At 31.5% G+C, this 23,842-nt stretch carries 20 protein-coding genes; 8 read left to right on the forward strand and 12 right to left on the reverse strand.

Annotated elements, in window-relative coordinates:
* Window positions 1–89: 89 nt before the first annotated feature.
* From EBB51_RS06590 to EBB51_RS06625, 8 genes are all read right to left on the reverse strand, one after another.
* The gene (locus EBB51_RS06590) at window positions 90–893 is read right to left on the reverse strand and encodes a hypothetical protein (protein ID WP_123053732.1); all 804 of its coding nucleotides are present in this window, start codon (window positions 891–893) and stop codon (window positions 90–92) included.
* The gene (locus EBB51_RS06595; RefSeq protein WP_123053733.1) at window positions 890–1,576 is read right to left on the reverse strand and encodes a hypothetical protein; all 687 of its coding nucleotides are present in this window, start codon (window positions 1,574–1,576) and stop codon (window positions 890–892) included. The genes EBB51_RS06590 and EBB51_RS06595 overlap by 4 nt, the downstream gene beginning before the upstream one ends.
* Before the next feature lies 1 nt (window position 1,577).
* Complete coding sequence (locus EBB51_RS06600) at window positions 1,578–2,288, reverse strand: ATP-binding cassette domain-containing protein (protein ID WP_123053734.1); 711 nt, start codon at window positions 2,286–2,288, stop codon at window positions 1,578–1,580.
* A gap of 178 nt (window positions 2,289–2,466) precedes the next feature.
* Window positions 2,467–3,822 (reverse strand): GHKL domain-containing protein, encoded by a 1,356-nt coding sequence (locus EBB51_RS06605; RefSeq protein WP_123053735.1) that lies wholly within the window; start codon window positions 3,820–3,822, stop codon window positions 2,467–2,469.
* Window positions 3,819–4,538 (reverse strand): LytTR family DNA-binding domain-containing protein, encoded by a 720-nt coding sequence (locus tag EBB51_RS06610; protein ID WP_123053736.1) that lies wholly within the window; start codon window positions 4,536–4,538, stop codon window positions 3,819–3,821. Before EBB51_RS06610 ends, EBB51_RS06605 begins: the two co-directional genes overlap by 4 nt.
* Before the next feature lie 141 nt (window positions 4,539–4,679).
* A complete protein-coding gene (locus EBB51_RS06615; protein ID WP_123053737.1) occupies window positions 4,680–5,402 on the reverse strand; it encodes a zinc ribbon domain-containing protein in 723 nt (240 codons plus the stop codon).
* A gap of 96 nt (window positions 5,403–5,498) precedes the next feature.
* A complete protein-coding gene (locus EBB51_RS06620) occupies window positions 5,499–6,434 on the reverse strand; it encodes a YafY family protein (protein ID WP_123053738.1) in 936 nt (311 codons plus the stop codon).
* 51 nt (window positions 6,435–6,485) lie between these two features.
* The gene (locus EBB51_RS06625) at window positions 6,486–6,953 is read right to left on the reverse strand and encodes a hypothetical protein (RefSeq protein ID WP_123053739.1); all 468 of its coding nucleotides are present in this window, start codon (window positions 6,951–6,953) and stop codon (window positions 6,486–6,488) included.
* 324 nt (window positions 6,954–7,277) lie between these two features.
* Here EBB51_RS06625 and EBB51_RS06630 point away from each other — a divergent pair, with 324 nt between their 5' ends.
* From EBB51_RS06630 to EBB51_RS06645, 4 genes are all read left to right on the forward strand, one after another.
* On the forward strand, window positions 7,278–8,675 hold the full coding sequence (locus tag EBB51_RS06630) for a peptide MFS transporter (RefSeq protein WP_123053740.1): 1,398 nt from the start codon (window positions 7,278–7,280) through the stop codon (window positions 8,673–8,675).
* A gap of 308 nt (window positions 8,676–8,983) precedes the next feature.
* Window positions 8,984–9,970 (forward strand): ornithine cyclodeaminase family protein, encoded by a 987-nt coding sequence (locus tag EBB51_RS06635; protein ID WP_123053741.1) that lies wholly within the window; start codon window positions 8,984–8,986, stop codon window positions 9,968–9,970.
* A 24-nt stretch (window positions 9,971–9,994) separates the two neighbouring features.
* Window positions 9,995–11,647: a dihydroxy-acid dehydratase gene (gene ilvD / locus EBB51_RS06640; RefSeq protein ID WP_243103931.1), complete on the forward strand. Its 1,653-nt coding sequence runs from the start codon at window positions 9,995–9,997 to the stop codon at window positions 11,645–11,647.
* Between the two features lie 519 nt (window positions 11,648–12,166).
* Complete coding sequence (locus tag EBB51_RS06645; RefSeq protein WP_123053742.1) at window positions 12,167–13,561, forward strand: amino acid permease; 1,395 nt, start codon at window positions 12,167–12,169, stop codon at window positions 13,559–13,561.
* 125 nt (window positions 13,562–13,686) lie between these two features.
* On the opposite strand, the gene EBB51_RS06650 is transcribed toward EBB51_RS06645, so the two are convergent.
* Window positions 13,687–14,859 carry an amidohydrolase gene (locus EBB51_RS06650; protein ID WP_123053743.1) on the reverse strand — a complete coding sequence of 391 codons (1,173 nt, stop codon included), beginning with the start codon at window positions 14,857–14,859 and terminating at the stop codon, window positions 13,687–13,689.
* Window positions 14,860–14,937: 78 nt separating this feature from the next.
* Complete coding sequence (locus EBB51_RS06655) at window positions 14,938–16,128, reverse strand: hypothetical protein (RefSeq protein WP_123053744.1); 1,191 nt, start codon at window positions 16,126–16,128, stop codon at window positions 14,938–14,940.
* A gap of 379 nt (window positions 16,129–16,507) precedes the next feature.
* Here EBB51_RS06655 and EBB51_RS06660 point away from each other — a divergent pair, with 379 nt between their 5' ends.
* The gene (locus EBB51_RS06660) at window positions 16,508–17,935 is read left to right on the forward strand and encodes a sigma 54-interacting transcriptional regulator (RefSeq protein WP_207667293.1); all 1,428 of its coding nucleotides are present in this window, start codon (window positions 16,508–16,510) and stop codon (window positions 17,933–17,935) included.
* Window positions 17,936–18,161: 226 nt separating this feature from the next.
* On the opposite strand, the gene EBB51_RS06665 is transcribed toward EBB51_RS06660, so the two are convergent.
* Together EBB51_RS06665 and EBB51_RS13745 are read right to left on the reverse strand one after the other, a co-directional pair.
* Window positions 18,162–19,610: a PTS transporter subunit EIIC gene (locus EBB51_RS06665; RefSeq protein WP_207667294.1), complete on the reverse strand. Its 1,449-nt coding sequence runs from the start codon at window positions 19,608–19,610 to the stop codon at window positions 18,162–18,164.
* 6 nt (window positions 19,611–19,616) lie between these two features.
* Window positions 19,617–20,117 carry a PTS glucose transporter subunit IIA gene (locus tag EBB51_RS13745; protein WP_207667295.1) on the reverse strand — a complete coding sequence of 167 codons (501 nt, stop codon included), beginning with the start codon at window positions 20,115–20,117 and terminating at the stop codon, window positions 19,617–19,619.
* Window positions 20,118–20,336: 219 nt separating this feature from the next.
* Between EBB51_RS13745 and treR the strand changes: the two genes are divergently transcribed.
* From treR to EBB51_RS06680, 3 genes are read left to right on the forward strand one after another with little or no spacing between them, the layout of a single operon-like run.
* Window positions 20,337–21,074, forward strand: coding sequence for a trehalose operon repressor (gene treR / locus EBB51_RS06670; RefSeq protein WP_123053745.1), 738 nt, complete (start codon window positions 20,337–20,339; stop codon window positions 21,072–21,074).
* Window positions 21,075–21,085: 11 nt separating this feature from the next.
* Window positions 21,086–22,762: an alpha,alpha-phosphotrehalase gene (treC, locus tag EBB51_RS06675; protein ID WP_123053746.1), complete on the forward strand. Its 1,677-nt coding sequence runs from the start codon at window positions 21,086–21,088 to the stop codon at window positions 22,760–22,762.
* 46 nt (window positions 22,763–22,808) lie between these two features.
* On the forward strand, window positions 22,809–23,771 hold the full coding sequence (locus tag EBB51_RS06680; RefSeq protein ID WP_123053747.1) for a D-2-hydroxyacid dehydrogenase: 963 nt from the start codon (window positions 22,809–22,811) through the stop codon (window positions 23,769–23,771).
* Window positions 23,772–23,842 lie beyond the last annotated feature (71 nt).

The raw sequence follows: 23,842 nt of genomic DNA on the forward strand, positions 1-23,842 counted from the left end.
GTTCTAACAGATGAATATGATAACTTTGCCACTGCAGCGGTGTAAGTTTAATAAAAATAAGGGGCTAGAGCATTTTTAGCTTTAGCCTTTTAAAAGTTAAATTCTTTATTTTGAAATAGTTTTTTCCCTATTAAATATGCAATTATCAAATAGACAATGGATACTATATTTGACATTATCAAAGAATTTAAATGTATATTGTTGGCTCTAAACTTTTCCATAAGTCCAAGTACCCCTATAGGCGAAAAATTACTTGTGATTGTAAGTCTGTCTGAAACAGTTAAAAATATTGAACTTACAATTCCTATGGTTATACTAATTGTTGTATTTTTAAAGAACAAGGATATTATTCCTATGATCAATCCAAATGAAGCAACTGGAATTATTGCAGATAGGTAAATTAATGTAATCCTTCCTAAACCAACAAAGCTCAATTTAAAAACAATAGCACTTATTGTAAAACCTAATATCAATGTTAAAATAACTACCAAAGCTGAATAAAAAATAATACTTAGCACTTTGGCTTTAAATATATCAGCATGGTCTTTAGTTAATCTTACAAAGTATTTCATATTTCCACTAAAGAAATCTTGACCGAATATTCCAACTGAAAATACAGTCATAAAAAATGCAAAGTACGGTACAACTGTTCTAAAGATGAATTCTGTACTGAATTGTTTTAAAAATATTACACTATTCATATTTAAGATGTCCATCTTAAGTTCTTTACTGTATTCATGAGTTATAGGTGCATTACTTATTATATGTCCTTTATCCAAGTTTATCATATAGCATATTGCTGCAATCATGAATATCACAAATCCCATAAGTACATATAACTTTTTAGAATGCAGCGTTTTGATGATTTCATTTTTAAAAAGTTTGAGTATCAATGTATCAGCTCCTTTTTGTTGAATAGCTTAAAGTTTAAAAATACGAGGACTATTATGTATACTGAAAATAAGATTATGGAGAATTTATCAATTTGATTTTTTAAAAGACATTCCCATAAAAATCTTCGTGGAGTTATATTACCAATTGTCTTAGGAATAAAGTCTGACATTACAATTAAAAGAAATACAAGTAATGATATTATAGTGCTATTTTTAGATAGTATAGAAATTAAAACATATATAAGTAATACTGGCATAAGTACAGTTAAAAATAGTAATCCCATTTTTATATCTAAAAATATATCAATTTGTACTAAATCTTTAAAAACATAAATTACATTTAAAACAGTAAATGTAAAAATTATCATAATACCTATTATTAAAATAAGAGAAATTATTTTGTACATGAGTACTTTTACTTTGCTTTTATAAAGTACAAAAAATTTCATGCAGCCGCACTCATAATCATGTGTAATTACATCCGAAACTATTGATGCTAAAACTATTGGAATCATAAATACAAGTGAAGATATATCACTATATAGCAAACTGTGAAAAGTAACTATACTTGTGGCTTTATCTGCAAATATTACATCATTTAAGATAATAAATATAAGCATGATACCTGCATATATTGATATTTTTAGGGGAGTAAAAAACTTTATAAATTCATTTTTAATCATATTAAAGACCAACTGCTTTCATAAAATAATCTTCTAGAGAATTAGCACTTTTAAGCAGGTTTTCCATAGAATCTTCAATAATTATCCTGCCTTTATTTATCATTGCTGCCCTATTACATATATTCTGTACTTCATTTAAAATGTGGGAACAATATATGAAAGTGGTGTTATTTTCTCTGGCTAATTTTTTAATCAAATTTCTCATATCCCTTACTCCCTCTGGATCAAGACCGTTAGTTGGTTCATCTAATATTACAATTCTAGGCTTTGATAAAAATGCTCTGGCCACTGCAAGCCTTTGTTTCATTCCCATAGAATAATTACTCACTTTTTTATCTTTATCATCCATCAATTTTACTAACTCTAAAACTTCATAAACCCTTTTCTTACTGAGATTCAAGACATTTGCATATAACATTAGGTTTTTATATCCAGATAAATTGTTGTAAAAGCTTGGATAGTCTATCATAGCACCTATATCTGAAGGGCTGTTTTCTTGACTTTTAAATATATTTTTCCCTCCTATAAAGACCTCACCACTTGAAGGCTTTAGCAGGCGCAAAATAGTCTTTATGGTTGTTGTTTTGCCAGCTCCATTTGGACCTATAAAACCATATATGTCTCCTTTGAATACCTTTATACTAATACTGTCAATTACCTTTTTTCTTTTATAGTACTTAGTTAAACTTTTTACTTCTAAAATTGGTTCCATTTTTATTCCTTCTTTTAAGATTAATTTTTAGTTTGCGATCACAAACTTCTAGTACATATTAACAGACATTAGCATATATTTTATTGATTAATCCAAAGAGGCTATCCTGAATTCATAAATAGTAAAGGTTGATACGGTTATGATTAAAAAATTTACGTTAAAGAAAAGGACACCCAAGTTAGGATGTCCCATTTATGCTTTTGATCCACAATTCCTGTGTAAACATATTGTCTTCAATAGATGTATTTATAAATACATTATTATATTTTGTATCTATAATATTTTTTAAGATATATAAGCCAAGTCCTCTTCCATCTCCTTTAGTTGAAAAACCTTTTTTATATATCTTGTGTATTATTGGTTTTGTATTCCCGAAGTTGTTTTGAACTGCTATAACTACATAATCTTTTTTTATACAAATGCAAAAATATAACTTAGGCAAATTACACATTCTTGATGCTTCTATTGCATTATCCAAAAGTATTCCAAGTATTCTGCATAAGTCCATTGTATTCATTGATATTTGATATATATATTCTACTATTTCCACTTTTATATTTATCCCCAATGATACTGCTTTTATTAGTTTTGTAGAGAGTAATGCTTTTAAAGGTAATATTTTAACATATTTTAATTTATCTATGTTGCTGTTATTCCACTTTATATTCTTATCCATATTAAGTACATTATCATAAAAGAAATCCTTGAGTTCCTTGATATTAGAAGTATCTATATATTCTTTAAGAGGAATGAGCATATTTATATAATCATGCTTAAACTTTCTAGTTTCAGTATACATTTCTTCAACCATATGTGCATATTCTTCTATTCTGTATTTTTCTTCAATTTCTCTTTTTAAGTCCATTTCAATTTTTAAATTTTTGTCATAATTACAGATTATTATGAGTATGAGTATTATTGAAATAAGAGGTATTCCAAGAGGAAGATAACATTGAGTTATGAAGTGTATTCCAGAGTAATTTGCTAAATCCGCCAGAGGATAAATGAAAAATATACTTAAAGCTATAGGTATACTTATACTGAGAATCATCCTATATCTTATTTGCTTAGGTGAAACTTTTTTAAAATTCCAAAACTTATGTGGAATGTGCTTTTTAATTGCATATATTAAAAGTGCAAAAGATAGTATGATTAAGAATTCAATAATATAATTTTTAGAAGATATTACTGGATTACTATAAACATCTAATTTTAAAATACCTTTATACATGATATCAATAAAGTATATTGTAAAAATAGTTATAAGTATTTTTATGGTGGTTTCCATGTCTTTACTATTCCTTAATAAAAATAATATGACTATTGTAAATATAGGGAGTATTAGGACATATGAACCAGTTTGGAGTACTGCCCCAATTACAAAAGATATAATAAAATACTTTTTAATTATGTTTAAGTTAATCTTATCTTTAAACAATATGTATATTGGAATACAACATAATAAACTAATTTGCAGTGAAGGAAAGAGTAGATCCGTAAATAGTTTGCTTATGGGAAATTTTTTGATAATCATTTTATAAGACCTCTCTTATATCTAAATGAGACAAGGCATTCTTCTCCATTTACCATGATGATTTTATTATTTTTCAAATTTATTTCGTCAATTCTATCTTTATTTACAATATAGGATTTATGGCATCTGTAAAAACTTGGAGATAGTTTTTGCTCCATGTCTTTAAGGTTTCCATAAAATTCTATTTGCCTATTTTCCTCATGTACTCTTATCTTATGTGGAGTACTGCTTGTCTCAATAAATAAGATATCAGACAGCTTTATATTTATTATCCTAGAATCTTCATTTACTTTAATATATCCTTCACTAAGATTTTCTCTAGTGTAAATATTATAAGCCTTCATAAGACAACTTGTTACCCGTGCTTTAAAGTCATCTTCGTCTTTAGCAACATAGTCCATTGCTTCAACTTTATATTTAAATACAAGATAGCTCATTTCCATATGAATAGTTGTAAATATTATAAATCCATGTGGATCTAAATCTCTTATCTTCTCGCTAAGTTTTATTCCATTTATAGTGCTTTTTAAATCAACATCTAGAAAGTAAATCCCAGTTACTGCATGATCCTTAACATAGTTTAATAATTCTATTGGACTTTTTGTACACACAGATATGTGCAAATCTAAAGATTCTCTCAAAATAGTGTTTTCAATAATTTGTTTAATTTTATCTCTATAAGATTTATTGTCATCACAAATAAGTACTTCGAGCATATGTTACCTCATTTCTTATAAAATAATAATATAATTATACCACGAGAGGTTATAATTTATAAAATTTAAGGTTGTTAAAGCAAATAAAAAAGCACCTGCTTAAAGCAAGTGCTTTTTATACAGTTAATTATAGGTGTGTATTTATTTTATAGCTGCATATATGTTTGCTTCTGAATTTTGGTTTTCAGCATACTTTTTGCCATACACTTCAAAGTCTCCAGTATATGTTCTCTCAATGTCTGAATTCCATATATATCCCCAGCCTTCAGCAATGCTTTGAGGCATATTTCCTTTTACAGTTATAACATTGTATTTTGATTTTGGAATTACCTTAACTGTCATGCCAGCAGGTATGTTATTTTTATCTTTAACTTGAAATCCAACTATATATGAATACATTCCAAATTCTTTATTCTCATAATCACTATATAATCCTAATAATTCATTACCATTGACTTTACCATGTATCTTGTCTCCAAGTTTCTGTTCCATGAATTCAGCCCATAATTTTTGAATTGGTAGTTTACATTGTGCACCTTCATTAGTTGTTCTTATTTCTTTACCTACAATTATCATTTCATTAAGTTCAAGTATTTTAGATGATATTTTTGATCTTCTCCATCTCTTTAAAGCTGGAAGAGAACTTTCCATAAGAGCTCTAGCTTTATCTTCATCCATTCCATTTTGTTTCATGAAAGGTATACACATATCAATCATTTCTTCCATACTTAAATTAGGTTGTTTAAATGCTCCATTTTCATAACAATAACTGCAGTACTCGAGACTTTTTTCACTATTTTGTTCAGTACCATAAAAACCTTCACTTAGCGGCATACCGCAGCTTTGACAATATTTTTGTTTCATAATTATATCCTCCTTTAACATCTATATGTATATTATATAAGAAGGATTTGACAGCATTATGTCATGTTTGAAATCATAATTGCAATTATTTATAAGCTATTTGTAGATATCCAATATTTTTTGACACTTGTACTTAATTGCTTGGCGTATGTTTTCATGTTCAAGTACTTCGACGTATTCACCATAACTTAATATCATTGAATAGATCCAGTTGTCTTCAATAACTTCGGTTCTTACTATGCTGCTGCTGTCTCCATTAAAGGTTATTTCATCTTTATCAAAGTAGTCAATTATCCTACATTTTACCTTTTCAGAAAACTTCAATACTAATTTTATAGTATTTTTAGGTGTATTGTTTTTATTTAAGTATTTTTCGTAGGAGATCAAAGAATTACAAATCTTTTTATTTAAGACATTTAAATTTCTTATTCTGGAAAGCTTAAAAATTCTGTAGTCATTTCTCATAGTGCAAAATGAAAACAAATACCATCCGAAGCCTTTAAAAACAAGCGTTATGGGTTCTACTTTCCTAAATGTATATTCACCTTTTGCATTCATATAATTGAAGCTTAGACAATTCCTATTTTCTAAAGCTTCAATTATAATCTTGTATTTTAAGTATTCTCCATCTGATTTCTTAAAACCCCATGGGAGCGTATCTATGAATATTTGCTTAAAATGCATATTAAACTTTTCTTTTTTGTTTTCAGGAACTATACTTTTTACTTTTTCAATAGCTAAATCTACACTGTCATTATTTAAAACTCCATTTATATTTTTTAGGGCCTCTACTATTGAAATCATATCTTTAAGTGTTAAAAATTGATGACTTATCTTATAGTTTTCAACAATATAGAAGCCGCCATTATTTCCAGACTGAGAAGTTATTGGAATTCCGGACATATTAATTGTATCAATGTCTCTATAAATTGTTCTTACGGAAACCTCAAATTTTTCAGCAAGCTCCGATGCAGATACTTTTTCTCTATTTAAAAGTAAAACTATAATAGCAAGTAATCTATTTATTTTCACTAAATCTTGTCCTCCAACATATAAAACTTCGTTTATATTAAATTTTACTATTTATTTTAAAGTCTTTTCAAGGACAGTAATATGGTCAGCTGCATTATTAATCATATTAGACAGTGTTTTATAAGTTCTAGTTTTTACATCATTTGTGCTCTTGACAGATCTGCCCTGAAGATCAATGAGTAGCGAGTATACATCCCTTTGGAAGTTAAGGGAAAACTCTAAGAAATCTCTTGTACTAACAATTTTTTTAACGTATACCTTTTTGTTGAATTGGTTTATTAAAAAAGACATTTTGTCATATATTTCAAAATCAATATCTTCAATTTCGACATTCATCAAATTATTTTTTAAGTCTTCAAGATATTTAATATCTTTGCCTACATGTGTTATTAGCACTTTTGACATTATTTTTATAGGAGGAATGCTGCAATGTTCTTTTCCTATATCTTCATATATTTTTCTTTCTCTATTTGCAATATCTATGGCTTTATCAATTAAATCTATAATATTATATCCCATAGTTTGTCTCCTTACTCTTTTTTATTTCTTAATTTTAAATTTGCATATTTCCTTGAATACATTTTACTATATTTAATTACTTATATCTATATTTTTATCAGTTAAAGATTATCCCCTAGCAGCATAAAATGCCTTATTATATAATATAAGTTTATTCCATCTAATTCATATTATAATAATTTTATCCTATAGGTACATATAATTGAAGGGAGGTTAATACAATAAAAAATTCACCATACCTAACTCAAGAGGAAAAAGACTGGTTAAAAGAATATACTAGAAAAGTTTCATAATTAAGTCAAATGGAAAGAAGGTATGTAACAATTGTCACGAGAAAAACAAAAACATCCTATAGGTCTTGCACTGGTAAATATATCTATAGCCCTCCAAAGCTATGCGGGATATGCAGTATCATCTGTATTAATATTATTCTTTACAGCTGATATCAGTCGAAATGGCTTAGGATTAAGCGTGCCAAAAGCGGCTTCTATCATTGGCTTATATCAAGGACTTAACTATATGGGGTCACTTGTTGGAGGTTATATTACTGACAAATGGTTAGGCATTCAGAAATCACTAGTATTAGGTTCATTTCTAACCGCATGTGGTTATATGGTGCTGTTTTTTGCAAAACCAAATGTTGGCAGTATATGGTTAGGACTCATTGCTTTGATTATAGCAGGTGCATTTTTCAAAGGGCAAATTAGTACGCTTGTTGGCTCATTTTATGGGAAAAATGAATTATCTAAAAAAGATGCTGCATACAGCATATTCTATATGTTCGTAAACATTGGTTCCTTCTTTGGACCTATAATTGCAGGGCTAATCTCTGATAAATGGTTTGCTAAAGCAGCCGCTAATGGAGAAATTGCAGCTTATGGTTATAAATATATTTTTCTTATGTGTGCTGTTGTGATGATAAGTGTATGTGTTTTGATTTTGGTTTTATCTCCTAAATGGTTAGGAGACATTGGAAAATATCCGGCATCAAAAACTGAAGTTAAAAAGATTTCATCAAAATCAAAAGAAAAAGTTATAAACAAACCTTTGACACATATAGAAAAGAACCGTATTAAAGCGATGCTTATTATGTTTCTATTTGTGATTATATTCTGGTCTGCATGGTACCAAACTGCTACATCTTTCTCTTTGCTTGCGAATAAACTAGTAAATGGAAAAATTGGTGGATTTACAATGCCTGTACCTTGGCTTACTTCTGTTAATGCGATCTTTTGCGTAGTGTTTTCTCCAATACTAGCAAATGTCTGGATAAAACTTGGAAATAGCAAGAAGGGTGATTTATCAGTTCCTACTAAAATGGGGCTTGGACTAATCTTAGCAGGAGCTTCATTTATTACTTTAATCTTAGGTATTTCTACACTAGGTGGTATCACAGACGGAAGCAAGCAGATGAATATACTTTTTATCATTGCCGCTTACCTTTTATTAACATTGGGAGAACTTTGTCTGTCTCCAATAGGAATGGCTGTGTTCAATAAACTAGCTCCTGCTAGATACGGATCACTAGCAATGGGGGCATGGTACTTAAGTTTCTTTTTTTCAAACTTAATTTCAGGAAAAATGGCAGGATTCACCGCTGCTATGGGATATACAGAAATCTTTGGTTTCATAGCTGGTGTTGTAATCGTATTTGGTATAATTTTGATTTTATTGCGAAATGGCTTATTAAAACTGATGTCTTTGGACGAATTTGATAAGTAAATAGCCACAAACCACATAATTACAAGTACAATAATGCTGTTAACTACAGCGCTCAGATTGTTAAAAGGTAGTTCCAATTAAGGACTACCTTTTAATATCAAGGGCTGCATTCGGATGATGAGAAGAGAATATCTATGATTGTTAAATTATAGATATTTTACATTGACAGGAAAAAAAGTTGAAATATATAATAGTTATTATAGGGGAATACGCTATAATGTTACCAAAGAGACATAAAATATATATCTGCAAGAAATAAATGTGATGTTACAAGGATTGAAAATTTATGATGAAAAGGGGAATTAATTATGTTGTTATTATCAAGAGAGGACATTAAAAAAGTATTTTCAATGAAAGATGCAATTAATGCTGACAAAGATGCATTTCGTATTTTTTCAGAGGGAAAAAGTGTTGTACCGCTTCGTACAACTATTCCTGTACCAAAACATGATGGTACATTATTGTTCATGCCAGCATATGCAGCAGATTTAGATTGTGCATCATTGAAAGTTGTCAACATCTTTCCTAAGAATATTGACAAGGGACTCATATCGGCACCAGCTCAAGTATTGTTAATGGACGGAACAAATGGATTTGTAAATGCAATTTTAGATGGAACATATCTTACTCAGCTTCGAACAGGAGCTGCATCAGGGGCAGCATTTGATATATTAGCGAGAAAAGATGCGAAAAAAGGTGCATTGATTGGAACAGGCGGACAGGCAGCAACACAGTTAGAGGCTATGATTGCTGCTCGTAATCTTAAAGAAGTAAAAGTATATGATTTAAACCTTGAAAGAACAAAAGCATTTGCAGCAAGGATGCAGGAAGAATTAAAAGCGTATGGGACAAAAATCACAGCAGCAAAAAGTTCCGATGAAGCAATTGAAGATGCTGACTTGATTATTACAGTAACTCCTTCTTTAAAGCCTGTATTTGATGGAATTAAGGTGAAAAAAGGTGCAACAGTAAGTTGTGTCGGCTCTTATCAGCCGCACATGCAGGAAATGGATCCAGTTATATTAACGAGAGCAAGTAAGATTTATTTTGATTCCGAAGAAGCCGTATTATCAGAAGCAGGGGATATATTAATTCCGCTTGAAAACGGAACTATTACAAAAGATGATTTTACAGGTGATTTGGGAGAAGTTATATTGGGAAATATAGTCGGAAGAGAAAACGATGACGAAATCATTGTATTTAAAACTGTAGGAATCGGAACGCAAGACCTGATAACTGCAAAATATATTTATGATAGAGCAGCAGCAAAAGGCATTGGAACCAAGTGGAGTTAATAAAATAAAAAGGGGGAAAGGAAAGTGGAAAAAAACAGGGAGTATTGGAATGGAGCAAAAGCAACACACCGCCGTGTTATGTTAAAAGCAGCTGGATACACAGACAGCGATATTAAGAACAAGCCTCATATAGGAGTACCAAACTCATTCATGGAAGGTTCTCCTGGCAGTGCACATCTCCGTCAAATTGCCGAAGCAGTAAAACAAGGAATTTGGGCTGCAGGCGGTATTCCTATAGAATTTGGAATCCCTGCAACATGCGGCAACGTAGCAAATGGAGCAGAAGAATTAAAATACGAGCAAGTTGGACGTGATATAGTAGCAATGTCCATTGAATTTGTTACAAAAGTACATCATTTTGATGGTTTGGCAATGATTGCATCTTGTGACAATATTATTGCAGGCACATATTTAGCAGCAGCTAGACTTGATATACCGTCAATGGTTATTACTGGTGGTTCTATGCAGCCTGGTAATTATTGTGGTAAAAAAGTAGTAGAAGCAGAGCTGGACGTTGCTGTACTCGGCGGTGAAAGCGAAGAAACATTATCAGATATGGAAGAACATGTATGCCCATCTTACGGTGCTTGTCCATCAATGGGAACAGCTAACACAATGCAAATGCTCGGGGAGGTTATGAATTTAGTTCTTCCAGGAACAGGTACAATTCCTGCATCCGATAATTTAAAGATCCGTAAAGCGAGGGAAGCAGGATCTTATATGGTAGAACTAGTAAAATCCGGACGTAAACCTTCTGAATTAATTACAAAGGAAACATTATTAAATGCAATTATGTTTGATATGGCAGTTGCTGGATCAACAAATGCAGTACTACATATCTTAAGTATTGCATATGAACTTGGTATCAAAATTACAATGGAAGACTTTGAAAGGTATGCTAAAGAAATTCCATGTATTACAGGTGTCATTCCAAGTGGTCCATATACGGTAGTAGATTTCCACTATGCAGGTGGGGTTTTAGCTGTCATGAAGATGATTGAAAGCAAACTTTATACAGATGTTCCAACCATGACAGGGGAGACGTGGAAGGATATTTTAGCAAATGTGAAAGTAGAAAGTACAGATATTATCAGAAGCCTTGATAATCCATTATACGACGAACCAGGACTTAAAGTTTTGCGCGGTAATCTTTCCCCAAATGGTGCTATTGTAAGACCAACAGGTGTGCCTAAAGAAATGAAATACTTCAAAGGAAAAGCAAAGGTATTTAACAACGACTTTGAATCATTGGCAGCAATCGAAAAAGGTGAAATTGTACCAGGTGATGTAATTGTTATCCGTTATGAAGGATGTAAAGGTTCCCCGGGTATGAAAGAGATGATGCTTACTACAGATGCTTTGGTAGGATACGGCTTGCATAAGAGTGTAGGACTTGTAACAGATGCTAGATTCTCAGGGTTCAATTATGGGGCAATTGTAGGGCATGTATCACCGGAAGCATACGATGGTGGTAACATTGCACTTGTAGAAGATGGAGATGTTATTGTAGTAGACACAATTAAAGGAGAAGTAACATTAGAAGTATCAGAAGAGGAATTGGCAAGGAGAAGAAAAAATTGGGTATGTCCGCCTCTTAAAGAACAAAAAGGCTGTCTTGCATTATTTGCAAAGAATTGCAGACCAGCAGAAGAAGGCGGAGCTATGCAGCCTTGGTAAATAAAAAAATTCGTGATATTTTTTAAATAAAATAATAATAAATATTATAAAAAGACATTCATTTTTAGATGAGTGTCTTTTTTTTTATAGTATAGAAAATTATAACTTTTGTAAAATATAAATATAAAAAGTAAATGCAGGAGACTCCTAAGCTGCGGAAATTAGCGGATTTGCAGCAGTTAAAGTATATAAATTTTAGACATAATTGTATAAAAGTTGATAAAATTGTTGTTTTTTATATGATTATTGACAATATCGAAATAATCATATAAAATTAAGAAAAAATATTCTTGAAATTGTAAGATCATAAAACTAATTAACGTAAAAGCAGATAATTAACACGAAACTGAATATTATGAAAAATATATTATTTTCTTTAGGTAACTTTTAACTCGTTCATAAAGGGTACTTCACAATATATATTCACTAAGCGAGTGAGGAAATCCTTTTTGATATAGCTTGAAAAGCCTTGAATATTTGGCAAGCTTTTAATTTTTTATAAAGGAAAGGGGTAGTAAAATGAGCAATAAAGTTGAAATTCAAAAAGGCGAAGGACTAGAGCGCGGTCTTGAAGAAAGACACATTAAAATGATGGCAATTGGTGGAGCTATTGGAGTTGGTTTGTTTCTAGGATCAGCAACAGCTATTCAGGCAGCAGGCCCAGCTATATTACTTACTTATGCTGTTGCAGGAATAATTATTTTTTTCATCATGCGTGCACTTGGAGAAATGGCTGTTGAACATCCAGTTGCAGGTTCTTTTAGCGCATATGCAAATGATTACGTAAGTCCTCTTGCAGGATATCTAACAGGTTGGACATATTGGATAATGTGGGTTGTAACTTGTATGGCAGAAGTTACAGCGATAGGTATTTACATTAACTTCTGGTTTCCAAATGTACCGCAGTGGGTGTCAGCACTTGTTGCCGTTTGTATACTTACTGTTGTAAACTTAACTGCAGCAAAAGCATTTGGTGAAATCGAATTCTGGTTTGCACTTATAAAGGTTGTTACAATAATTGCCATGATAGTAATCGGTTTAGCTATGATAATATTTGGTTTAGGAAATAAAGGAGTACCAATTGGTATTTCAAACTTGACCGCTCATGGTGGTTTCTTTCCTAAAGGAATTAAGGGACCTATATCAACATTGACTATGGTTGCATTTGCTTTCGTAGGAGTCGAGCTTATCGGTGTTACAGCTGGAGAAGCAAAAAATCCTGAAAAAGTAATACCATCAGCTATAAACAGCGTTTTCGCGCGAGTAATGATATTCTATATTGGTGCATTGTTTGTTATAATGTCGCTTTATGCTTGGGACAGCATAGGAACAAAAGGAAGTCCATTCGTTCTTACATTCTCCAAACTTGGTATAGCAGCAGCTGCTGGCATAATAAACTTTGTTGTACTTACAGCAGCATCCTCATCATGTAACTCAGGCATATTTACAACTGGCCGTATGCTGTATAATCTTTCACTTCAAGGACAGGCACCAAAGTGTTTTTCAAAGCTCAGCAAAACTAACGTCCCTAAGAACGCAATACTTACTTCAGTAGGATTTATGTTAATTGGAGTTATAATAAACTATGTTGCTCCTGGTAAAGCATTCACTTATGTTACAAGTGTAGGAACATTTGCAGGAATATTTGCTTGGTTCATGATTGTTTACACTCAGATTAAATTTAGAAGGAGTCTTACACCTGAACAGGTTAAGAATCTTAAGTTTAAAACAGTACTTTATCCAGCTTCAGGCATCATAACTATGATATTCTTAGTTGGTGTATTTGTTTCCATGTGCATGGGTGCAGATACAAGAATTCCAGCTGTAGTTGGAGTTGTATGGATGCTGCTTTTAATTGCTGCTTGGTATGTAAGTGGATTAAATAAAAAGAAAGCTACTAAACTGCTTAGTTAGTACCCCAGGGGTGCAAAAAATGGCAAACGTTAAGGCAGCAAAGAGAGCTTTGCTGCCTTAATGTTTTAAGAATGATTAATTTGGGTAATCATCTATTATATCTCTATTTTTGTGTTAAATAATATCTAATCATTGAGGTAATCAAGAGCTATTTGAACATAAGATGCAACACCTATTGGCAATGCATTTTCATCTACATTAAAGTAGTTTGAATGATGAGAGTAACAGCAGCCATTTTTTTCATTTCTTCCACCTAACAGCATTAACACTCCAGGTACATGCTCAAGGTATTCTGAAAAGTCTTCAGAGCCCATTATTTTTTCAGATGGAATAATACCTTCTTCTCCAATAAGCTTTATAATTGAGTTTTTAATAAGTTTTGTTCCTTGTCTATCATTTACTGTTACAGCACATTTAAAATTATAATTAAATTCATACTTGCATCCATAAGCTTCACAGGTATTTTTCGCTATTTTTTCAATCCATTCAGGTATTTTTTTTCTAGAATATGCACTAAAAGCTCTATTCATACCTTCTATTTGAACATCTCCAGGAGTAACATTGAATCTTTCTCCGCCTTTTATTGTACCCACATTTATTACTATAGGTGATCTGGCGTCATTTATTCTGCTTGGAATTGTTTGTATACTTTGTATAATTGCTGAGGCACAGACAATTGCATCTATTCCCTGCCATGGGGCAGAACCATGACTGGATTTTCCCTTTATATTTAGACTCCAAATATCTCCACTTGCCATAAAAGGTCCCTCTTGAAGTATTACCTTATTTAAAGGAGTATCAGCCCATATGTGCATGCCGAAAATGAAGTCTACGTCAGGATTTTTTAACACACCATTTTCCACTAATTTTTTAGCACCTACTGCTAATTCCTCAGCTGGTTGAAATATAAATTTTACAGTACCATTAAATTGATCCCTCATTTCAGATAAGAGCTTTGCGGCGCCTAAAAGCATTGATGTATGACAATCATGTCCGCAGCCATGCATAAATCCTGGATTTTCTGAAGCAAAGGGAAGATTGGTTTTTTCAGTAACGGAAAGTGCGTCCATATCTGCTCTTAAAGCAATAACTTTTCCAGGAGCTTTTCCTTCTAATATACCTATTACTCCAGTTCCACAGATATGATAAACCTTAATTCCCATTTTTGAAAGTTCGTCTGCAACTATTTTTGAAGTTCTGATTTCTTTAAGTGATGGTTCAGGATGTCTATGGAAATCCCTTCTTAAATTAACAACCCAATCTTGTATTTGTTTTGATTTTTCAAGTATGCTGTTCATCTGCATACGCCCCCTAAATTAATAATATTTATTAAGTGATAATAAGGTTAGCAAAGATTAAGCTTATACAATTTGGTTTTATAGTAACTTTAAGAATATACTTGCAATTATTATTGAAGCAATGGATACTGTTGCAAAACCGCCTACAAGCATTCGAGGAAGAATTATATCTACTATATAAAGCCTCTCCTCTTCAGATTCACTTACAGATTTACATACCTCATGAGTAATTATATAGTCTGCTGGAAATCCAAATAGTGCTGTAAGCGCACAGGCAAACCCCATTTCCTTTGAAAAACCAAGAAATCTTCCAATAAGCGCTGACGTTAGGAACATACCAATTAATCCTAGTATTATTAGAACTATTATTGGAACTATTATGTTTAAAAGCTGTTGTGGTGTAACAGCAGATAAACCAGAAAGTACATATGCTAAAAGACCGCAAATAAGCCATCCAAAAACTCCAGCTTGAACAAGAGCCCTTTCCTCCAGAAATCCTAACTCACAGAAGATTACACCAAATATAAGACAAATTACATATTGGTTAAGAGCTCCATGTAGAAGATTTGAAACACAGTTTGCTAATATTGCAACTATCATTACTTTAAAGAGTATCATTGATGTTGTTCTATAAGATTCAGGAAGAGGAGGTATAAGTTTTTTTCTGTTAGCATCTCCAGTAAGTTTTTTGCTAGCTCCAATTTCTTTTGAATCTGGGCCATTTTTCCTAAAGTCTGTAATTAATCTTCGACCTTCTCTTTTAAGACACCAAGAAGTAAGCGGATATCCAAAAAAGCTATGTGTAATAAACATTGCTATAGGTAATGCTGCTAGCTCCATAAGTCCTTTAGCCTTTAATCCTTCTGACATCAACACAGCTGCTACTATGCCGCCAGTTAGTGGTGGAGTTGCTGCAATAACTATATGCCAATCAAATAATAGGTTTCCTATAGTCATAGTAAGTAAGATAATTCCACATATTCCGCATACTGCAACTACAACTGCTTTCCATTGATCTATAAGTTTACGCAGACTCATTAGAGTGCCAAGATGTACAAGAAGTAAACTCATGCATATGGATACAAAGGAAGGACCGAAAGAAGCTTGAGAAACAAGATCTTTAGGTGCGAATGTCCAAAATCCCAGCATGAATAAAACAGCAGAAACAAATACAGAAGGAACATAAGCTTTAGTTTTGTTCGATACGACTTCCCCTACGAGCAAAAATCCCATGACTATGAGGAAGCACTGAATAGAACTAAATGTCATTGTTTTCACACTCCTTTTAAATAATAAAATTTTTAAAGTGATGAAGTACGTGGCTTGGTAATACATTATTTTAAATTTTCCAAATATACTTTAATTTAACTTTATATATAGCAATTACCGTTCCAAAAGACATAATATAGGAAAATTAAAGATTTTACATAAAGATAAATAGAATGATATACTTAAAATTAATATTTTTTTTGCAATACAAGTAATCATAAAATTCAAAAAATAGAAATAATATTATAACATAGTGTAATTAATTGTTACAATTTTAAGTTTGAAAATGTAACAATTAATTACAAAGTATAAGTAAAGATGCCTATAATTTGTTTTGATACAATTAAATATATTATTTTTTATAAAGGGAGGTGGAAAAATGGAATTCAGTAAAGATGTGACAAGTAAGATGATAAAAGAATATATGTGTAAGTCAATGGATATGGTTTTTAATCAAATACCAGTCCCCATAGTCTTTGTTGATTCCAAATGTAAAATAGTTTCTTTAAATAATGGATTTTTAGATTATCTAGGTATGAAAAATGAAGAGGTGAAAGGAAAATGTGTTAGTGATATAGATCCCAATGCTAGACTCCCAATAGTACTTAAAACTGGTAAAGCTGAAATTGGACATAGACATAAGCTAGAAGGTAGAAAAGAGGTTATAGCTGATAGAATTCCAATTTTTCATAATAAGAGAATAATTGGTGGAGTTAGTATCATAATAATTGATGATTTAAATTATCTTTATAATTTAATAAATGAAAATCACTTAATGAGAAATTTAAATATAAATAAAATGGTTAATATACCTAAGTTATATAGTTCAAAATATACCTTTGACGATATTTTAACTAATTCTCCCAATATGCAGAAATGCAAAAATCAAGCTAGTATATTTGCAGATACTGATTTTACTGTTTTAATTACTGGTGAAAGTGGGGTTGGAAAAGAACTTTTTGCTCATGCCATTCATCATAAAAGCAGGCGAAAGGACAAGCCTTTTATAAGAGTGAATTGTGCAGCAATACCAGAAAATCTTATGGAATCGGAACTTTTCGGCTATGAAGAAGGTGCATTTACTGGTGCATCAAAAAAGGGGAAGATAGGAAAATTTCAGTTAGCAAATACAGGAACAATCTTCCTTGATGAAATAGGAGAATTGCCAGTGAATATGCAGACAAAGCTTCTTAGAGTACTCCAGGAAAAGGAGATAGAACCAATAGGAAGTAATAAAATCCTCAATATAGATGTAAGAGTTATAGCTGCAACTAACTGTCACTTATTAGAGAAAGTGAATAAGGGTGAATTTAGGTTAGATTTATATTATAGGATTAACGTTTTAAATTTGGAGATACCGCCATTAAGAGAAAGAAAATCAGATATACCAATTTTAATTAAATGTATTACTGATAAATTTTATAAAAGTTATGGAATACTTAAAAGGTTTCCAGAGAATGTTGTAAACATATTATGTCTATATGATTGGCCGGGAAATATAAGGGAGTTAAATAATGTGATAGAAAGAATAACTGTACTATCTAAAAATGAGGTTATTGGTATGGATAGTATACCAGGATATATACTGGGTTTAAATAAAGATGATAAAGACTGCTGTAATGAAATAAAAACTCATAGTGGTAATTTAAAAAAATCCGTTTTAGAGTTAGAAAATAAAATAATAATAGAAACTTTAATAAGAAATAATTTTAATAAATCTAAAACATCAAAGGAATTAGGTATACCAAGAGTAACTCTTTATAGAAAATTGAGAGAAATATACTCTTGTCAAAATGACCATTCGTGATTTGCTTTGCATGAGCATAGTATAATCTATTATTTATAAAGATAAACCACTTCAACTATCAAAATTCATGTGCGCCAAAATGCCTAAAATACAGCATTTTGGTACAAATAAATTTTAAGTTTTAGAGTGCTTTATCTTTATATTTATCTATATTAAATTATGAGAAACATATCATTATTAATAATTAATTTTTTATAATTACTTTATTAAACCGCAATAATTTATTTTAATGCACCTTGCCGGGATTCTGTTTCTTTTCAACCTTATTTCTCGCAGCCATATTATCATTATATCCCCAAAACCATGTTGTAATAAAACTAATTATAATAGCCGCAGCACTCGATAATAAGAAAGCATAAAAACTATTTAGTTCAGTTGGATTCTTTGGATTGAAGAAAGATGAGAATCCAATTAATGAACCAGTAAAGCCATACATATTACCATGCATTAAACCAGTTATAAGTCCGCTAGCAGCTGAACCAATCAAGCCAGAAATAAATACTTTGCGGTATCTTAAATTTACACCATAAATTGCAGGTTCTGTTACACCGCAAAATGCTGAAATAGCTGAGGCAATACCTAAACTCTTAAGATTGTCCTTCTTTGACTTCAATGCAACCGCCAAAACAGCAGCACCTTGTGAAACCATTGTTCCGGAAATAATAGCATTTAATGAACTGTGACCGCTGCTGGAAATTTGCTGTGCAACTAAAGGCACAACACCCCAATGAAGTCCAAAGATAACCAAGATTTGATAGAATCCACCAATTATTAAACCACCTAGCCATCCAGATGCAGTAACTAATAAGTTAATAAAATCAGCAATTCCATTAGCTAAACCTTGAATTACTGGTCCAGTAATAACTAATGTAATACTGCTGACAACAAGTATAGTGATCAAAGGATTAAAAATCATTTGCAAATAGCTTGGCAGTTTCTCTTTTAACCAAGTTTCAAGTTTTTTAGCTAGCCATGCAGCTAAAATCATTGGAAAAATAGAATAAGTGTAGTTTAAATATTGAAAGTGGAATCCAGCAATAGAAAACATAGGTTTGAACCCTTTGCCCCAGGTAACAATTTGAGGATACGTCAAAACTCCACCTATAACAGCTGCTATAATAGGATCGCCGCCTAAACGCTTAGCTGCTGAAAAACCGACGATAACTGGTAAAAAGTAAAATGCTGAATCAGCCATAGCACTAATAGTAATATAAATAGTACTATTTGGATTCAATAAAGCTCCCAATTGAGGTAGAGTTAATAATGCCAAAATACCTTTTATAATACCGGAAGCAGCAATAACACCAATAACCGGAGTCATCGAACCAGTGATAATGCCAATCAATTTATTGATGCCTTTAGAAATTTTATTATCATTTTCATTTTCTTCTACATTTTCTACTGGTTTATCTGCAAATTCAGTACCTAATTCCTTCATTACTGCGTCAAAAACATTTGTAACATCATTACCAATAACTACTTGATATTGACCGGAAGCCCTAATAACATCAATAATACCATCACTATTACGCAGAACATCATCATTAGGAATAGTTTCATCTTTTAAATAAAAACGCAGCCTGGTAATACAATGTATAAGATTTTTAATATTTTCCTTTCCCCCTACATTTTTTATAATTGTCTTGGCCAGGTTTGTATAATCTTTCTTAGCCATACTTTATCACTCCTTATTGACTTTTATATTTCCAACAATTTTTCCTTCTAGTAAATCTTCCCCAGCAGTATTTAATTCAAAATCTACGGCTTTTTCTTTCGCGTTAGTAACAAGCGTTATTACTGTAGGTTCTAAGTTAGCCTTTTTAATTTTAGCTATGTCCATATTGACAAGTTTACTGCCAATTTTAACCTTTTGGCCAACGTTTACATACATTGAAAAAGGTTCACCATTAAGTTCAACAGTATCAATACCTAAATGCAATAAAATTTCATAACCCTGCTTAGTAGTAATGCCAATAGCATGTTTTGTATTAGCTATCATCACAATTTTTCCGTCTACTGGTGATAAAATTTCATTTGAAGTAGGCTCCATTCCAAAACCTATTCCAACAGCACCAGATGCAAAAACTTGATCTTTAACCTCTGTCAAATTAATCACATGACCGCTAACAGGTGCATAGACATTTAAATTTTTTAATTTATTTCTAGCAAATATATCAAACATTTCCTTCCCCCCCTTGTATGAACCAGCAAATTTTAATCACTTTCATCGTCTTTTATAATAATAATAGACCCTGTATAGACAATAGTCAATGCTGAAATTAAAAAAATGAAAACTCGTTTCATATCAATATTTACATGATTTTATTAAATATCATCGCATGTATATACAAGTATGTTATAATAAATAAAAGAGTAATGAAGGAAGGACGTGAATATCATTATGGGAAATATAAATAAACAAAATATAATAGCACAAGATATTGCTAATAAAATTAAACATGAACAATATGCAATTGGAGAATTCTTACCAAGTGAACATCAACTTTGTGAATTATATGGTACATCACGTGAAACAATTCGTCGGGCTCTGGGACAATTAAATGAATTAGGTTTGATTCAAAAAATTAAAGGTAAGGGTTCTATAGTTTTAGATATACAGAGATACACTTTTCCTATTTCAGGAATAACTAGTTTTAAAGAATTGAATGAATCTTTAGGTATGCATGCTGTTACTACCACCTTAAATCAGGAAAAAACCTTCGTACCTGAAAAATTAGCACGTGATTTAGTTGCAAAAAATACACCAGCTATCTATGTGGAAAGGCTGCGTAAAGTAAATAGTGAACCTGTGGTAGTGGATCAAGATTATTTGTTGAGTCCTACTGTTACAGAATTACCTGAAGGTGTTGCTGATAATTCAATTTATGCATATTTGGAAGGTACACTTGGGCTTGATATTTCATATGCTACAAAAGAAATAACTGTTGAAAAAGCTGACCAGCATATAGCTAATTGTTTACAACTAAAAGGTGATAATCTAGTAGTTGTTGTTAGAAGTTACAGTTATCTAGCTGATACTACTTTATTTCAAATTACTGCTTCATATCACCGCCCGGATAAATTTAGGTTTATCGATTTTGCACGAAGAAAAAAAGTAATTACAAATAACAAAAAGTAAGGAGAAGAATTATGCATCAATTAGGTGAAAAAGTAATCTATCAAATCTACCCAAAATCTTTTTATGACAGCAATGGTGACGGAATAGGTGATATACGTGGAATTATTAAAAAGATACCATATATAAAAAAATTGAACATAGATATGATATGGTTCAATCCATTCTTTGTTTCACCACAAAAAGATAATGGTTATGATGTTGCAGATTACTATAATATAGATCCATTATTTGGAACAATGCAGGATTTTAAAGAATTAGTTTTTAAATTAAAGGAAATAAATGTCGAAATTATGCTCGATATGGTCTTCAATCACTGTTCAACTCAACATGAATGGTTTAAACGAGCTTTAGCTGGTGAAAAAAAGTATCAAGATTATTTCTACATTCGCAGTCCAAAAGCTGACGGAACACTGCCAACTAATTGGCAATCAAAATTTGGCGGTTCAGCATGGGAACCCTTTGGAGATACTGGGAAATATTATTTACACCTTTATGCTCCTTCTCAAGCAGACCTTGACTGGCATAATCCAAATGTTCGTAAAGAAGCGAGTGATATTATTAATTTTTGGAAAAATAAAGGTGTCAAAGGTTTTAGATTTGATGTATTTAATGTAACAGGCAAATCTGAAAAGTTAGTAGACTCAAGAAATACTGCTCAAGAGAAGTTATTATATACAGATACACCTGCAGTGCAAAAATATTTACAAGAATTAAATAAAAATAGTTTCGGGCAGGATATTGATAGTATTACTGTAGGTGAAATGTCATCCACTACAATACAAAAATCAATTGATTATACTAAACCAGAAAATCATGAACTTTCAATGGTTTTTACATTCCACCATTTAAAGGTTGATTATGAAAACGGTAAAAAGTGGAATAAGGTTCCTTTTGACTTTATGAAACTCAAACATTTTTTAAATAAATGGCAAATAGAAATGGATAAACATGGGGGATGGACTGCTTTATTTTGGAATAACCACGATCAACCTAGAGCTCTAAATCGATTTGGAGATCCTAAAAACTACCGTGAAAAATCAGCTGAAATGCTGGCAACTTCAATTCATCTTTTAAGGGGTACGCCGTACATTTATCAAGGTGAAGAAATAGGTATGACTGATCCTGATTATCAAAGTATGGAAGATTATGTTGATATAGAATCTCATAATGCTTACAAGGAGTTGTTACAAGGGGGAGTATCTCCTGAAGAAGCTTTTGAAATTATAAAAACTAAATCACGTGATAACAGCAGAACTCCAATGCAATGGGATAACAGCATTGAGGCCGGTTTTTCTAGTGCAGCGCCGTGGCTGAAACCAACAAATCAACAAACAATCAATGTAAAAGACGAATTAGCACATGGTGAAATCTTTAATTATTATCAAAAGCTGATTCATTTACGTAAAAACAACAAAACGATTATTTCAGGTCACTACTTGCCGCTGCTGTTAGAGCACCCAAAAGTTTTTGCTTATCAAAGGGTTTATAAAAATAATAAAATTATAGTTATAAATAATTTCTATGGTCAAGAATTAACTTTGAAGCTGCCTGATGAGATTAAAAACAAAAGTGTTGAAACCTTAATAAGTAATTATAATGTATCATTAAAAAATACAAAAGATGTTCTAATTCTCAGACCTTATGAATCAATAGCTTTGATACCCCAGGGGTGTAAAAAATGGTATTAAGTTGATATTTGTATAGTATAATGGATGTTAAAGGAAGTGATAATATATGAAAGTTTTGGTTGTGATTCCGCTAAACGAAAAAGAAAAAGAAAAACTTCAATCAAAGATGCCGGAGGCAGAGTATATTTTTATATCCACTAAAGAAATTACTGATGAAATTGTAAAAAGTGCTGATATAATCATTGGAAATGTTCCGCCGCAATACATAAAGGGAAGCAGAAAACTTAAATGGCTGCAGCTAAATAGTGCAGGCACAGATGGATACTGTGAAGCTGGTGTAATTCCTAAAGGAGCATATCTTACAAATGCTACTGGTGCGTATGGTCTTGCAATATCTGAACACATGTTAGGTATGCTTCTTGAAATTAAAAAGAAGCTGAATTTATATTACATGAATCAAATGAAACATACGTGGAAAGATGAGGGAAATGTTACTTCAATAGAAGGAAGTACTACACTAATTGTGGGACTTGGCAATATTGGAGGAGATTTTGCCAGAAAAATGAAAGCACTTGGAAGTTATACAATAGGTATAAAAAGGACTAAAGGACAAAAGCCAGAGTATATTGATGAATTATATACAATGGAAGCATTAGATGATGTTTTACCTAAAGCGAATGTAGTGGCTTTATGTCTTCCGGGAACAAAGGATACTTATCACTTATTTAATAAGGATAAATTTAATTTGATGAGGAAAGATGCAATTATTCTTAATGTAGGAAGAGGAAGATCAATATGTACTGAGGATTTGTGTGATGCTCTTGAAGGTGGAATTATTAGTGGAGCAGGTCTTGATGTAACAGAGCCAGAACCATTACCTGATGAACATAGATTATGGGATGCACCAGGAGTTGTTATTACTCCTCATATATCAGGATTTTTTCACCTTCCAGAAACATTGAGAAGAATTGTTAACATAAGTATCGAAAACCTTGAGCATTTTAAGAAACAGGAGCCATTAAAAAATATAGTTGATTTTAATACTGGCTACAGGATATCTGGCAAATAAAATGCATGCAGCAAAGTTGCTAATAAAAACTTGAACAATATAAAAAATATTTTACTTTATAGTAAGTTTTC

Origin of the sequence: Clostridium sp. JN-1, assembly GCF_003718715.1 — a bacterium.
Taxonomy (GTDB): Bacteria; Bacillota; Clostridia; order Clostridiales; family Clostridiaceae; genus Clostridium_AV.

Coding starts and splice junctions, on each gene's coding strand:
- EBB51_RS06595 (WP_123053733.1), bottom strand. CDS start 1,576: ATGATTAAAAATGAATTTATAAAGTTTTTTACTCCCCTAAAAATATCA.
- EBB51_RS13745 (WP_207667295.1), bottom strand. CDS start 20,117: ATGTTTGATATATTTGCTAGAAATAAATTAAAAAATTTAAATGTCTAT.
- EBB51_RS06660 (WP_207667293.1), top strand. CDS start 16,508: ATGGAATTCAGTAAAGATGTGACAAGTAAGATGATAAAAGAATATATG.
- EBB51_RS06610 (WP_123053736.1), bottom strand. CDS start 4,538: ATGCTCGAAGTACTTATTTGTGATGACAATAAATCTTATAGAGATAAA.
- EBB51_RS06655 (WP_123053744.1), bottom strand. CDS start 16,128: ATGACATTTAGTTCTATTCAGTGCTTCCTCATAGTCATGGGATTTTTG.
- EBB51_RS06600 (WP_123053734.1), bottom strand. CDS start 2,288: ATGGAACCAATTTTAGAAGTAAAAAGTTTAACTAAGTACTATAAAAGA.
- EBB51_RS06615 (WP_123053737.1), bottom strand. CDS start 5,402: ATGAAACAAAAATATTGTCAAAGCTGCGGTATGCCGCTAAGTGAAGGT.
- treR (WP_123053745.1), top strand. CDS start 20,337: ATGGGAAATATAAATAAACAAAATATAATAGCACAAGATATTGCTAAT.
- EBB51_RS06625 (WP_123053739.1), bottom strand. CDS start 6,953: ATGGGATATAATATTATAGATTTAATTGATAAAGCCATAGATATTGCA.
- EBB51_RS06605 (WP_123053735.1), bottom strand. CDS start 3,822: ATGATTATCAAAAAATTTCCCATAAGCAAACTATTTACGGATCTACTC.
- EBB51_RS06680 (WP_123053747.1), top strand. CDS start 22,809: ATGAAAGTTTTGGTTGTGATTCCGCTAAACGAAAAAGAAAAAGAAAAA.
- EBB51_RS06665 (WP_207667294.1), bottom strand. CDS start 19,610: ATGGCTAAGAAAGATTATACAAACCTGGCCAAGACAATTATAAAAAAT.
- EBB51_RS06645 (WP_123053742.1), top strand. CDS start 12,167: ATGAGCAATAAAGTTGAAATTCAAAAAGGCGAAGGACTAGAGCGCGGT.
- EBB51_RS06635 (WP_123053741.1), top strand. CDS start 8,984: ATGTTGTTATTATCAAGAGAGGACATTAAAAAAGTATTTTCAATGAAA.
- EBB51_RS06650 (WP_123053743.1), bottom strand. CDS start 14,859: ATGAACAGCATACTTGAAAAATCAAAACAAATACAAGATTGGGTTGTT.
- treC (WP_123053746.1), top strand. CDS start 21,086: ATGCATCAATTAGGTGAAAAAGTAATCTATCAAATCTACCCAAAATCT.